Raw genomic sequence first — 13,148 nt, forward strand, 5'->3', positions numbered from 1 at the left:
CCAGTCCGTGCCCTCAGCCGGAGGTGCGCGCGCCGAGGACGGCGAGCTGCTCGGCCACGACCTCGATCCCGGCGGCGGCCGCCCACGCCGTGTACTCCTCCCGCAGGGCCGCGGCGAACGCGGGAACGCTCACCCCGGGACGCACGTCCTCGGCCGCGCCCGCCGTACGGGGATCCATGTCCAGACCGAGCTCCCGGTAGACGTCGACGAGCACGGCCCGCAGCGGAGCGGGGTCGGACACCACCACGTGGGTGGAGAACAGGAACGCCCCCTTCACCACGCGCTGCGCGGAGCCGGCCAGCTTCACCGGGTAGGTCGGCGCAGGACCCTGCACGGAGAACTCGCCCGGGCAGTACTCCCCCGGAATCTCGCCCACGGAGGCGGGCACGTCCATGCGCGCGAACGCCCGCACGAACAGGTCGGCGAACTCCGCGAACCGGGCCTGCTGCGTGAGCGCCGCGTCCTCCTGCTGGCTCAGGTGGTCCACCACCAGGCAGCCGTGGTGGTAGGCCGCCGCCCGTCCGCCGGCCCGGCGCACCACCGGCTCGAAGCCGTGGGCGCGGGCCGCCGCGGCCGCGGCCTCGAAGCCGGGCAGCCGGGCGTCGCGCTGGCCGAACGCGACCGTCGGTTCGGGCACGTAGACGCGGATCAGGCCGTCGAGGGCCCTTCCCTCGGCCGCGGCGGCGCGGAAGACGGCCAGCTCGTCCATGGCCCAGTCGAGGTCTTCGACGGCCCCGAGGGTCCGCTCCTGCACGGCCCAGCGCAGCCGGGGAGCTGCGCTCACAGGCCGCCCTCGGCCGGCCAGGAGCGCAGGGTGAGGGTCTGCTCGGCGTGGGCGAAGGGGCCGTCGTCGTCGTGGAGGACGGTGCTGGTCAGGCCCACGCCGTCCGGGCCCACCGTGACCTGCCCCGCGAGGCCGAGCCAGTGGCCGGTGGGCTCGCGGTACAGGTGGATCTGCAGGTCCACGTTGGGGAAGAACCACCCGCCCGGTTTCGCCGGCAGGGCCGGGGCGATCCCGTTGGCCGCGTCGGTGAGGCTGATCAGGCGGACCAGGTCGCTCGTGCTCTCCCCCGCCACCATCTCACGGTCCGTGGTGAGCCACACCCGGCCGTGGCCCGGCCCGTGGCCGGGCAGGATGACGCCGTCGAGGGAGGCGATGTACCCGCCCCCCCATCCGTGGAGCGCGTTGTGCGCCTGCGCCTGCGAGCGCGGCGGGAGGGGCTCGTCCGGCAGCTGGGCGACGGCGGAGGTGTCCGAGGTGGACAGCAGCCAGGCCCGCAGGGTCAGCACGGTGCGGCCCCGGGCGTGGAGCACGGACTCGACGAGCTCGATGGTCCGGCCCGGACGCAGGGTGCGCGTGACCACCTCGAGCTCGCCCGACCAGAGCGTGCCCAGGATGTCGTAGGAGAGCCGTCCCACCCGCAGCCCGGGAGTGGTCTCGTGCGCAGCCACCTCGTGCAGCAGCAGGCCCGAGACGGCGGCCATGTGCATCTCCTCTTCCCGCCATGCGCCCTGGGCGTGCACGGTGGAGCGCACGCGGGAGGTGCGGACGCCGTCCTCGTCCACGGTGGGCTCGCCGAGGCGCACGTAGAAGGCCAGGGGATCGTCGGCGACGGAGGCCGCGGGGGTGGAGGTGATGTCGGTCATGGGCCGAAGTCTGCCAGAACGACGACGACGGCCGGTGACGTCCCCGCGGGGATGTCACCGGCCGTCACGGCGTGGGCCGAGCCGGGGTTCAGCGGCGCATGACCTTGCGGGCGATGCCGTTGCCGATCAGCTGCAGCGCCTGGACGAACACGATCACCACGACGACGGCCAGCCAGGTGACCTCCGGACGGAACCGGTTGTAGCCCTCCACGATGGCGAAGTTGCCGACGCCGCCGCCGCCGATGATGCCCGCCATGGCGGACATGTCCACGAGCGAGATGATCACGAATGTGAAGCCGAGGATCAGCGGGCCGAGGGCCTCGGGCAGCACCACGGTGCGCACGATCCGCATGCGTGAGGCGCCCATCGCGCGGGCGGCCTCGATCACGCCGGGGTCGAGGGAGACGAGGTTCTGCTCCACGATGCGGGCGATGCCGAACGTGGACGCCCAGATCATGCAGAACACCACGGCGGTGTTGCCGATGCCGGTGCCGAGCACCGCGATGGTCAGCGGCTGCAGGGCGGCGATGAGGATGACGAACGGGATGGGCCGGATGAGGTTCACGATGAAGTTCGTGACCAGGTAGACGGCGCGGTTGGCGAAGATGCCGCCCGGGCGCGTGGTGTAGAGGAGGAGCCCGACCAGCAGGCCGAGGACGCCGCCGATGACGAACGCCCAGCCGACCATGTAGAGGGTGTCCCCCACGGCGGTCAGGAGTTCGGGGCCGTAGTACCCCCAGTCGAGGTTCTGGAAACGGTCGATCACTGCTGCACCTCCTGCACGTCCCCGGCGCCGGCCAGGTCCGCGACGAACGCGTCCACCGCGGCGGGCTCACCCGTGAGCGCCACGGTGAGCAGGCCGTACGCGGAGTCCTTGGTGGCGGACATGCCGCCGTGGGCGATCTCGAAGCCGACGCCGCGCGTCGACGCGGTGCCGAGCACGGCCGACACCGCGGCGGCGTCCTTGAGCGAGACCATGATCAGCCGACCCTCGGTGCGCGCCCGGATGCGGGCCACCTCCTCGGCATTCGGCCGGTCCTTGAGCGCCGTGGCCACGAAGGACGCGGCGTCGGCGGAGTGGGCGGGCCGAGAGAAGAGGTCGTAGACCTTGCCGGACTCCACCACGCGGCCGCTGTCCATCACGGCGACGCGGTCGGCGATCGAGCGGATGACCTCCATCTCGTGGGTGATGGCCACGATCGTGACCCCGAGCTCCTCGTTGACGCGGCGCAGCACGGAGAGCACCTCGTGCGTCGTCGAGGGATCCAGGGCGCTGGTGGCCTCGTCTGCGAGCAGGATCTCCGGCTCGGCGGCCAGGGCGCGGGCGATGCCGACGCGCTGCTTCTGGCCGCCCGAGAGCTGCTCCGGGTAGTGCTTGGCCTTGTCCGCCAGGCCGACGAACTCGAGCAGCTCCGCCACGCGAGCGCGGCGTTTGGACCGCGGCCAGCCGGCCGTGTCCAGGGCGAACTCGATGTTCCCGGCCACCGTGCGGGAGGTCAGCAGGTTGAACTGCTGGAACACCATGCCGATGCGGGTGCGCAGCGGACGCAGCTTCGCCTCGGACAGGTGGGAGACCTGCTGGCCCAGCACGGTGACGGTGCCCGACGTCGGCTTCTCCAGCCCGTTGATCATGCGGATCAGGGTGGACTTGCCGGCGCCGGAGAAGCCGATGACGCCGAAGACCTCGCCGCGGTTCACGGCGAGCGAGACGTCGTCCACGGCCTTCACACCGGCACCCTTCTTGGCGGCGTAGACGCGGCTGACGTGGTCGAAGACGATGACCGGCTCCCCCGGGGCGCCCGCGGAGGGGCGCCCCGGGGTGACCGCGTCACGGTCGGACGTATGGGAACCTGCCATGGATCAGGCGTCCTGCTTCGCGATCGCGTCCTGGTACTGCTTCAGGGTCTCGTCGATCTGGGCGGTGTCGAGCTGCACCGGCACGCTCGTGTCGGAGGAGAGCTTCGCGGACTCGTCCAGCACGGCCTGCTCGTGGTACAGGGCCGCGACCTTCTTGTAGGTCTCGTTGTCGCGGTCCGCGCGACGCACGGCGAAGCCGTTGACGAACGGCTTGGCGGAGTCGGCCTTGGGGTCGTCCTTGAACAGGGCGGTGTTCGTGTCGATGCCGGCGTCGGCCGAGAACGTGTTGTTGATGACCGAGCCCTGGACGGACTCGAGCGCGTTCACGGTCTGCTGGGCGGCCACGGTCTGGACCTTCACGGTGGAGGCGGCCTCGTCGATGTCCTTCGGCTCCGGGCGGATGGTCTCGTTGGACAGCTTCAACAGGCCGGCGGCGACGAGCACGTTGATGGCACGGGCCTGGTTCACGGTGTCGTTCGGGATGGCGACGGTGTCGCCCTTCTTGAACTCGGAGACGTCCTTGTACTTCTTGGAGTACAGGGGCAGCGGGATGATCTCGGTGGTCCCGATCAGCGTCAGGTCCTTGCCGGAGGCCTGGTTGTAGTCGGCCAGGTAGGCGATGTGCTGGAACCAGTTCATGTCGATGTCGCCGTTGTCCAGCGCCGGGTTCGGCTGCGTGTACTCGGTGAAGTTGCGGATCTCGACGTCGATGCCGTGCTTCTCCTTGGCGAGCTTCACCAGGGCGCGGTGCGTCTCGTTCTCGGACACGACGCCGATGCGCACGGTCTGCGCGCCGTCGTCGCCCTTCTCCTCGGCCTGCGAGTTGCAGGCGGTCAGGGCGAACGCGCCGACGGCGGCCAGGGACAGGCCGGCGAACGAGCGGCGGGAGATGTTCGAGGGGGTCATGGGGTTCTCCTTGGAGGACAGGGCGAGGCCGCCGGCGCGGGTGGGCACGGCGGGCGCGGAACGGTGCGGGGTGGGCCGTGCGGTGGGTGGTTCCCCGCGGGGCACAGCACGGCGGGCGGGGGGCGAGAGACGCCCCGAGCCGGAGGCCGGGATCCTTTCGAACGCTGCTCTTGCCCGTCCCCCAGTCACTGCGTGCTGCCCTCGATGGGTCTGCACGCAGCGGAGGCGGGCCGCTTCTCGGTCCGTTGCCACCCGTGAACATGGGGTTGGCGAGCGGCTCGTCGTGGGACCACGTGGACCCGCCGAGGCGGGGTTCACAGCCGCTTCTCCTGAAGCTGGGCCCAAGCCTATCGCAGCGTGTGCGCTCCATCGCGCAGGGCGGTGACGCGCAGCGTCATACTGCGGGGCCCGGGGCCGACGTGTGATGCCCCTCGCGAGACGACGACGGCCGGGCGCCTCCACGGGAGGCGACCGGCCGTCGTCGGGACGGGGCTCAGGCGGACGGGATCAGAAGTCCCAGTCCTCGTCCTCGGTGTTCTCGGCCTTGCCGATCACGTAGGAGGAGCCCGATCCGGAGAAGAAGTCGTGGTTCTCGTCCGAGTTCGGGGAGAGCGCGGAGAGGATGGCGGGGTTCACGTTCGTGGTCTCGGCCGGGAACATGGGCTCGTAGCCCAGGTTCATCAGCGCCTTGTTCGCGTTGTAGTGCAGGAACTTCTTCACGTCCTCGGCCAGGCCGAGGGCGTCGTAGAGGTCATGGGTGTACTCGACCTCGTTCTCGTACAGCTCGAACAGCAGCTCGAAGGTGAAGGCCTTGAGCTCCTCCCGCTTCTCCTCCGGCAGGGTCTCGATGCTCCGCTGGTACTTGTAGCCGATGTAGTACCCGTGCACGGCCTCGTCGCGGATGATCAGGCGGATCAGGTCGGCGGTGTTGGTGAGGCGGGCGTGCGCGGAGAGGTACATGGGCCAGTAGAAGCCCGAGTAGAAGAGGAAGGACTCGAGCAGGGTGGAGGCGATCTTCTTCTTGTACGGGTCCTGGCCGTCATAGCGCTCCACGATCAGGCCGGCCTTGGCCTGCAGGTTCCGGTTCTCACGGGACCAGCGGAACGCCTCGTCGATCTCCGGGGTGGAGGCCAGCGTGGAGAAGATCGAGGAGTACGACTTCGCGTGCACCGACTCCATGAACGCGATGTTCGTGAGGACGGCCTCCTCGTGCGGGGTCATGGCGTCCGGGATGAGGGAGACGGCGCCCACGGTGCCCTGGATCGTGTCCAGCAGCGTCAGGCCCGTGAACACGCGCATGGAGAGCAGTCGCTCCTCATCCGTGAGGTGGGACCAGGACTGGACGTCGTTGGACAGCGGCACCTTCTCCGGCAGCCAGAAGTTGTTGACGAGGCGGTTCCACACCTCCACGTCCTTCTCGTCCTGAATGCGGTTCCAGTTGATCGCCTCGACGAGGTGGGACTGCTGGGTCTCGGTCACGGCAGGGCACATCCTTCAGAAGAATTCGTTGAGAATCCGCGGATTCCGGGGGCTCTCGAGAGCACGGTCAGCGGGGCGCGGGTCCGGGACAGTCTAGGCCCGCAGGGGCAGCGGCAGCCACTCGGGCAGGTCCGGGCTCACGACGTCGTGGGCCCGCCCCGCCCGGCCAGGCGCGCCGCTCCACTTCGCGGCGGGAAATCGAGCGCACCCGCGCTCAGAAGCGCGGAATACTCGGGATTTCCCGCCTCGAATGGCCGGCTGTCAGAGCATGCAGCTGACGCAGCCCTCGACCTCGGTGCCCTCCAGCGCGAGCTGGCGCAGGCGGATGTAGTAGATCGTCTTGATGCCCTTCGTCCACGCGTAGATCTGCGCGCGGTTCAGGTCACGGGTGGTGGCCGTGTCCTTGAAGAACAGCGTCAGGGACAGACCCTGGTCCACGTGCTGCGTCGCCGCGGCGTACGTGTCGATGATCTTCTCGTAGCCGATCTCGTACGCGTCCTCGTAGTACTCGAGGTTCTCGTTGGTGAGGTACGGCGCCGGGTAGTAGACGCGGCCGAGCTTGCCCTCCTTGCGGATCTCGATCTTCGAGGCCACCGGGTGGATCGAGGAGGTCGAGTTGTTGATGTAGGAGATCGAGCCCGTCGGCGGGACGGCCTGCAGGTTGCGGTTGAAGATGCCGTGCTCCATGACGGAGGCCTTCAGCTCACGCCAGTCGTCCTGCGTGGGCAGGGCGATGCCGGCCTCGGCGAACAGCTCGGCGACGCGCTCGGTGGCGGGCGCCCACTCCTGATCCGTGTACTTGTCGAAGAACTCTCCGGAGGCGTACTTCGAGTCCTCGAACCCGCCGAACCGCTGGCCGGTCTCGATGGCGATCCGGTTCGAGGCCCGCAGCGCGTGGAACAGCACCGCGTAGAAGTACATGTTCGTGAAGTCGATGCCCTCCTCCGAGCCGTAGTGGACGCGCTCGCGCGCCAGGTAGCCGTGGAGGTTCATCTGCCCCAGGCCGATGGCGTGGGAGGCGGCGTTGCCCTTGGCGATGGACGGCACCGACTGGATGTCGGACATGACCGACACGGCCGTCAGCGCACGGATCGCGGTCTCCACGGACCGGCCGAAGTCCGGCGAGTCCATGGTCTTGGCGATGTTCATCGAGCCGAGGTTGCAGGAGATGTCCTGGCCCACGTGGGCGTAGCTCAGGTCCTCGTTGTACTCGGAGGCCTCGGAGACCTGCAGGATCTCGGAGCACAGGTTGGACATGGTGATGCGGCCCTTGATCGGGTTCGCGGCGTTCACGGTGTCCTCGAACACGACGTACGGGTAGCCGGACTCGAACTGGATCTCGGCGATGGTCTGGAAGAACTCGCGCGCGTTGATCTTGGTCTTCTTGATCCGCGCGTCGTCGACCATCTCGTAGTACTTCTCGGTCACGGAGATCTCGGAGAACGGCACCCCGTAGACGCGCTCGACGTCGTACGGCGAGAACAGGTACATGTCCTCGTTCTTCTTCGCCAGCTGGAACGTGATGTCCGGGATCACGACGCCGAGGGAGAGGGTCTTGATGCGGATCTTCTCGTCCGCGTTCTCGCGCTTGGTGTCGAGGAAGCGGTGGATGTCCGGGTGGTGCGCGTTGAGGTACACCGCGCCGGCGCCCTGGCGCGCGCCGAGCTGGTTGGCGTAGGAGAAGGAGTCCTCGAGGAGCTTCATCACGGGGATGACGCCGGAGGACTGGTTCTCGATCTGCTTGATGGGCGCGCCGTGCTCGCGGATGTTGGTCAGCGAGAGGGCCACGCCGCCGCCGCGCTTGGACAGCTGCAGGGCGGAGTTGATGCCGCGGGCGATCGACTCCATGTTGTCCTCGATGCGCAGCAGGAAGCAGGAGACGAGCTCGCCGCGCTGCTTCTTGCCCGAGTTGAGGAAGGTGGGGGTGGCCGGCTGGAAGCGGCCGGCGATCATCTCGTCCACCAGGTGGGTGGCCAGCTCCTGGTCGCCCCGGGCCAGGTGGAGGGCGACGACGGCGACGCGGTCCTCGTAGCGCTCGAGGTAGCGCTTGCCGTCGAAGGTCTTCAGGGCGTACGAGGTGTAGAACTTGAACGCGCCGAGGAAGGTCGGGAAGCGGAACTTGGCCTTGTAGGCACGATCGAACAGGCCCCGGATGAACTCGAAGGGGTACTGCTCGAACGTCTCGGTCTCGTAGTAGTCGTTCTTCTGCAGGTAGTCGAGCTTCTCCTCCAGGTCGTGGAAGAACACCGTGTTGGTGTTGACGTGCTGCAGGAAGTACTGGCGCGCGGCCGCGTGGTCGGCCTCGAACTGGATGCGACCGTCGGCGCCGTAGAGGTTCAGCATGGCGTTGAGCTCGTGGTAGCCGAGGTTCTGCCACTCGGCGGGCATGTTCTTCGCCTGGCGGATGAGGTCCGCCTCGGTGGGTGCGGTGGTGGTCATGTCCACAGTCCTTCCAGGCCGCCGCGGACGCGTTCGACGTCGTCGGGCGTGCCCATCAGCTCGAATTTGTACATGAGGGGGACCTGGCACTTGCGGGAGATGATGTAGCCGGCCAGGCAGTAGCCCTCATGGAAGTTGGTGTTCCCGGACGCGATCACGCCCCGAATCCAGTGACGGTTCTCCGGGACGTTGAGGAACTTGATCACCTGCTTCGGGACCGCGCCCGGCCCGCTGCCCCCGCCGTAGGTGGGGGTCATCAGGACGTACGGGGCGGTGGCCCCGAGGGTGGGCTCCCGGGTGATCAACGGCAGTCGAGCCACCCGGTCCTCGGGCAGCTCGAGCTTCTCGACGAAGCGGTGCGTGTAGTTGGAGGCGGAGGAGAAGTAGATCAGTCCCGCGTCGGTGGGGACGAGCCCCTGCGCCTCGGCCGAGCGGATGTGGCTCGGGTCCGCGGCGACGGTCATGTCGACTCCGGTCAGGCCACCGATGCCGCGGCGGACTCGGCGAGCTCGGCGATCTTGTCCGGGCGGAAGCCGGACCAGGAGTCGGTCTCGGTGACGACGACGGGGGCCTGCATGAAGCCGAGGGCACGGACGCGCTCGAGGGCGGCGGGGTCCTGGGACATGTCCACGACCTCGTAGGCGATGCCCTTCTTGTCCAGTGCACGGTAGGTGGCGTTGCACTGCACGCAGGCCGGCTTGGTGTACACGGTGACGGTCATGGCGATCCCTGTTCCTTCGTGGTCTCTGGTGGTCTGCGGGTGTCGGCGCGGCGCCCGCGAGGTGAATCACGGGGCGTGCCGAACATCTGCGTCGATACTACATCTAGTGATCACAGCCGGGAACCATCCCTACATGTAGTAGTCACACCGCTGTAGTTACGTATCCCCACCCTCTGCCCATCCTGTCCACACCCTGCTGTGCGAGACGATCCGCGCGGACATGCGGGACACGCCGGGACCGAGGTCGACTGTCCACAGCCGGTGGAGATCTCGGGGCCGGGTTCCCACAGCCGGAAAGTCGGGTTCGCCACGTCCGCGAGCGGCGTGTCCGGCCCCCGCGGACCACTACATGTAGGAGCCCGCCGCCGGCCGGCGTCGGAATACCCCGTGACCACCGGGGGTTGCCCCGGCATGAGCACCTCCCCCACCGTCACCCGCAATGACGCCGAGTCCCGCTACGAGCTCCACGACGGCGGCACACTGCTCGCCGTCCTCGACTTCCGGGACAACGGCGCGGCCGTCTCCCTGAACCGCGCGTTCACCATCCCGGTGCACCGCGGCCGGGGCCACGCCGCCGCGCTGACCGCGGGCGCCGTCGAGGACATCGCGACGAACGGCGGCCCCGCAGGGGGCCGCCGCATCGTGCCGATGTGCTGGTACGTCGCCCAGTGGTTCGACGAGCACCCGGAGAAGAGCGCGCTGCTCGCGCCCCACTGACCGGCGCGGTCAGGCCGCGACGCGGTGCCGGCGCACCACGGCCAGGACGCCCGCGGCCAGCACCGCGACGGCGACGGGCCACGCCGCCGGACCACGCCCGGTCTCGACCGTGTCCGGCACCGTGTGCTCGCCGTCGGCCGGATCCGCAGGGGTCTCGGGCTCCGCCGGCGAGGTGGGAGTGTCGGGATCGGCCGGCTGGCCCGGAGCGTCGTCGAACGGGCCGGCCACGGGGAAGGTCACGAACCCCGGGATCCGCCCGTTCTCCCAGTCGTAGAGGTCCACGCGGGGATCGCCGAACCGCACGGTCACCGTCCGCGTCGTCGTCACGCCGTCCCTCGTGGCCCGCAGGGTGACGGTGTCGGATCCGGTGAAGCCCTCGGGCGCCTGGTACACGTAGCCGCGCGGCCCGCCGGTCTCCTCCTCCGTCACCTCGACGACCCGACCCTCGGCCGGGCCCGCGACGAGCGTCAGCGGCGCCGCCTCATCGCCCGTGTACGAGGAGATGAACACGTGTCGCTCCCCCGGCGCCGCGAGCAGGGTGGTGTCCCAGGCGGTGGGGAGCATGTGGAAGCCGAGCTCATGACGCTGGTCGGCGCGCAGCGGCTCGCCCGGGTCAGCGTCGGTGAGGTCGGCGTCCGGACCGTAGGTGAGGGCGGCCACCTCGCCGCCCAGGACGTAGAGGGTGTAGACGACGGGACCGGTCCCCGACTCGCCCAGGCTCCGCCGGGCCGCGGCGACGTCGAAGTCACCGCGCTCCAACTCGTCGTCGTACGTGAACGGGACCTCGGTCTCGGCGCCGCGGGCCTCCCCCTCCAGCACCGGAGCCACCGTCAGGCGGACGTCGGACTCGTCCACCTCGAACTCGGTGCCGAAGGAGGCACCGGTCTCACCCTCCGCGCTGGCCACGAGGAAGGATCCGCCGGGCAGGTCGTGCTCGGCGGTCCATCCAGCGGGGTGGGCGGGTGAGGCGAGGGCGGGGGTCGCCCCCAGGCCGGTGAGAAGGACGCCGGCGCCCAGGGCGGCGGCAAGGCGGGTCGGTCGGGCGGTGCGCATCGTGCTCCTCCAGGGGTGCGGTGCTGCGACGGGCCGAAGGGTTCTCCGGCTCGGACGCCCGAGGTCGACCGGATGCCGCACTCGCCGCTTCGGCACGAATCTACGCCGCGCGGACGTGAGGCGGGTCACTGTCCGGTGACGAAGCGCTATCGACTCGGTCACGGCGACGCGCGATGCGGATCGGGCCGGCCGGCGCCGCGCGTCAGCGGGACGCGCTGGGCGAGGGGCTCGCCCCGGAGGAGGGGCGCGGGGTGGCCTGCGCCGTGTCGGCCGGGCTGGGCGACGGGCTCGCCGACGCGGCGTCCCGCCCCCGCTGGTCCTCGGCGTCCCGGCCGGAGGCGCTGGCGGAGCCCGACGCGCCGGAGGAACTGGGCGAGCTCGACGACGGCAGCACCGGCTTCTGGGTGGCGCGGAAGTTGCGCACCTCCTGCACCGACTCCGGGACGAAGTCCGAGGGGACGGAGCCGCCGTCGGCGCCGGTGCCCTCGATCTTGATGGGGCCGGTGAACCCGGACGGTTCCGCCGTGCGCGCCCCGCTCGACCCGATCACGCCCATCTCCCCGAGCGTCGCGGCCAAACTCTCCAGCTCCTTGCGATGGCCCTCGACCACGCTGGAGGCCAGCTCCTTCGCCGCGTCGTCCGAGCCGTCCTCCGCCTCCGTGGCGGAGATCGTCAGCGCGCCCTGATAGAGGCGGCGCATCTGGAGCAGGTAGATCCGTCCTGCCTCCTCCGGCTCGGCGGCGGCCAGCACGTTCTTCTCCCGGTCGGACAGGAGTCCGGCGCGCAACTCGTCGCCCACGATCTGGGTCGGCTCCGCGTCCTCCGTGGACTCGGGCTGCGCAGACGGGGTCGACTCGGCACCCGCACCGCGCACGTCATCCGAGGGGACGCCCCAGCCCTCGAGCATCGACTCGAGCCGGCGCGCCCGCTCCTCGTGCTCGGACTTCATCCGTTCGGCGGTGGCCCGGATCTCCTGGTCCACGCCGTCCTTGCCCAGCACCTCATCGGACTGCTGGATCGCGTCGCGGTGGTTGCGCAGCAGCAGACCCGCGAACTGGATGTCCGCCGCGAGCGGGTCGGCGGACGTCTGGCTGGGGCTGGCCAGCACGCCCTCCAGGTAGGTGTTCCCCGCCTCCGTGCCACCGGTCTGTCCGGGCTCCTCGGCGACGCTGCAGCCGCCGGTGGCCAGGGTGATGCTCAGGAGCGCCCCTCCGACGGCCACGCTCCAGCGGCGGGGGCGCACGCGGGCGGGGGCGATGTCGGCTCGGCTCATGGGCGCAGGTCCTCTCGGCGGTCGTCACCCGGTCACGGGGTCAATGGCGGTCCGACGCGGTCGGCCGCCCCGGCCTCCCCAGGGTACCCCTCCGGCCTGCCGGCCCCGGGGTCGCCGCGGCCTCAGGCGACGCGGGTGGCCTGCACCACCCAGTTGTTGAAGGCGTTCCCGGCCATCCCGGTGCCCGGCACGAGGTCGCACGTGATCAGCGTGACCTTTGCGTCATCGCCCCCGGGCTCCCAGGCCCAGCGGTGCGCCGGATCCTGGGTGAGCGCCTCCTTCTCCACCGAGACCGCGTCCGCGTCCGCCTCGAAGGCGGCCTGCGTGCCGTCGTCGTACGTCACCACGACGACGGCGCCCGCCCGCACGTCGCCCAGGTTCCAGAACACGTCCCGCACGCCGTAGTAGACGACGTGCCCGGCCAGGACCCCCGCGTACGGGGAGCGCTCCCCCGGCGTGGTGCCCCACTGCGGCGGACCGTACCAGCCGACCGTCTGCGGCTCCGGGTCGAGGTCGCCGCCCTCGTCCAACTGTGTCAGGTCGATCCCCGCTCCGACGATCTGCTCGCCGTCCTGGTGGACGTCCACGTGCACGGGTGTCGCCGTGATCTCGTCCCACGGGGCGGCGGGGCCGGAGAGGTGGGCGGCCGCGGCGGGGGCCGGCTCCTCGGTGGGGGTCGGCTCCTCGGACGGCGTGGGCTCCGCCGATGTGGGCGTGCCGGCGGGTTCCTGGGTCCCGCCGGGAACCGCCGCTTCGCCCGTGGGTGCCGCGGAGGACGGGGTCGGCGTCGGGGTCGGTGTGGCCGTCGGTGCAGGGCTGGGCGTGGAGCGTGCTGAGGACGACGGCGACGGGGTCGCGGACGCCGTGGCGCTGAGGGTGGGGGCAGCGCTGATCGGCACGGCGCCGACCGCCAGCACCCCGCGCAGCGCGAGGAACACGAGGCCCAGGCACAGCAGCACCAGGACCACCCACAGGGCGCGTCGGACGGTGGTGTTCATCCGGGTTCTCCCCTCGTGTGCATCGACGCGGCCCGCCCGGGGCCGCGTCCGACGACGG

13 protein-coding genes are annotated in these 13,148 nt (G+C 70.4%); 1 reads left to right on the top strand and 12 read right to left on the bottom strand.

The genetic code is table 11. The features are described from left to right. Positions 1 to 13: 13 nt before the first annotated feature. The 9 genes from OVA32_RS07995 to nrdH all read right to left on the bottom strand — a co-directional run bounded on the left by OVA32_RS07995 (position 14) and on the right by nrdH (position 9,049). Positions 14 to 784 (bottom strand): lipoate--protein ligase family protein, encoded by a 771-nt coding sequence (locus OVA32_RS07995; protein WP_036338947.1) that lies wholly within the window; start codon positions 782 to 784, stop codon positions 14 to 16. Continuing rightward, the gene (locus OVA32_RS08000) at positions 781 to 1,647 is read right to left on the bottom strand and encodes a thioesterase family protein (protein ID WP_267713972.1); all 867 of its coding nucleotides are present in this window, start codon (positions 1,645 to 1,647) and stop codon (positions 781 to 783) included. Before OVA32_RS08000 ends, OVA32_RS07995 begins: the two co-directional genes overlap by 4 nt. A gap of 88 nt (positions 1,648 to 1,735) precedes the next feature. Next, a complete protein-coding gene (locus tag OVA32_RS08005; protein ID WP_061867741.1) occupies positions 1,736 to 2,413 on the bottom strand; it encodes a methionine ABC transporter permease in 678 nt (225 codons plus the stop codon). After that, a complete protein-coding gene (locus tag OVA32_RS08010) occupies positions 2,410 to 3,504 on the bottom strand; it encodes a methionine ABC transporter ATP-binding protein (RefSeq protein ID WP_084785995.1) in 1,095 nt (364 codons plus the stop codon). Before OVA32_RS08010 ends, OVA32_RS08005 begins: the two co-directional genes overlap by 4 nt. Before the next feature lie 3 nt (positions 3,505 to 3,507). Further along, entirely contained in the window at positions 3,508 to 4,458 is a 951-nt protein-coding gene (locus OVA32_RS08015; protein ID WP_061867742.1) for a MetQ/NlpA family ABC transporter substrate-binding protein, read from the bottom strand. A 459-nt stretch (positions 4,459 to 4,917) separates the two neighbouring features. Further along, a complete protein-coding gene (gene nrdF, locus OVA32_RS08020) occupies positions 4,918 to 5,901 on the bottom strand; it encodes a class 1b ribonucleoside-diphosphate reductase subunit beta (protein WP_239074567.1) in 984 nt (327 codons plus the stop codon). 249 nt (positions 5,902 to 6,150) lie between these two features. Then, positions 6,151 to 8,277, bottom strand: a complete 2,127-nt coding sequence (nrdE, locus tag OVA32_RS08025; RefSeq protein ID WP_180537555.1) for a class 1b ribonucleoside-diphosphate reductase subunit alpha — start codon at positions 8,275 to 8,277, stop codon at positions 6,151 to 6,153. A gap of 47 nt (positions 8,278 to 8,324) precedes the next feature. Beyond that, positions 8,325 to 8,792, bottom strand: a complete 468-nt coding sequence (gene nrdI / locus OVA32_RS08030; protein ID WP_004167610.1) for a class Ib ribonucleoside-diphosphate reductase assembly flavoprotein NrdI — start codon at positions 8,790 to 8,792, stop codon at positions 8,325 to 8,327. Positions 8,793 to 8,803: 11 nt separating this feature from the next. Beyond that, on the bottom strand, positions 8,804 to 9,049 hold the full coding sequence (nrdH, locus tag OVA32_RS08035) for a glutaredoxin-like protein NrdH (protein ID WP_036313172.1): 246 nt from the start codon (positions 9,047 to 9,049) through the stop codon (positions 8,804 to 8,806). A 411-nt stretch (positions 9,050 to 9,460) separates the two neighbouring features. On the opposite strand from nrdH, the gene OVA32_RS08040 reads away from it, so the two are divergent. Further along, on the top strand, positions 9,461 to 9,766 hold the full coding sequence (locus tag OVA32_RS08040) for a GNAT family N-acetyltransferase (protein WP_095354181.1): 306 nt from the start codon (positions 9,461 to 9,463) through the stop codon (positions 9,764 to 9,766). A gap of 9 nt (positions 9,767 to 9,775) precedes the next feature. Here OVA32_RS08040 and OVA32_RS08045 read toward each other — a convergent pair whose 3' ends face one another. From OVA32_RS08045 to OVA32_RS08055, 3 genes are all read right to left on the bottom strand, one after another. Further along, positions 9,776 to 10,819 carry a hypothetical protein gene (locus OVA32_RS08045; RefSeq protein WP_267713981.1) on the bottom strand — a complete coding sequence of 348 codons (1,044 nt, stop codon included), beginning with the start codon at positions 10,817 to 10,819 and terminating at the stop codon, positions 9,776 to 9,778. 202 nt (positions 10,820 to 11,021) lie between these two features. After that, a complete protein-coding gene (locus OVA32_RS08050; RefSeq protein ID WP_036381622.1) occupies positions 11,022 to 12,092 on the bottom strand; it encodes a DUF305 domain-containing protein in 1,071 nt (356 codons plus the stop codon). 122 nt (positions 12,093 to 12,214) lie between these two features. Then, positions 12,215 to 13,090, bottom strand: coding sequence for a class F sortase (locus tag OVA32_RS08055; RefSeq protein ID WP_041103013.1), 876 nt, complete (start codon positions 13,088 to 13,090; stop codon positions 12,215 to 12,217). Between the last annotated feature and the right edge of the window lie 58 nt (positions 13,091 to 13,148).

Source organism: Micrococcus sp. SL257, from assembly GCF_026625585.1.
GTDB classification, from domain to species: domain Bacteria; phylum Actinomycetota; class Actinomycetes; order Actinomycetales; family Micrococcaceae; genus Micrococcus; species Micrococcus luteus.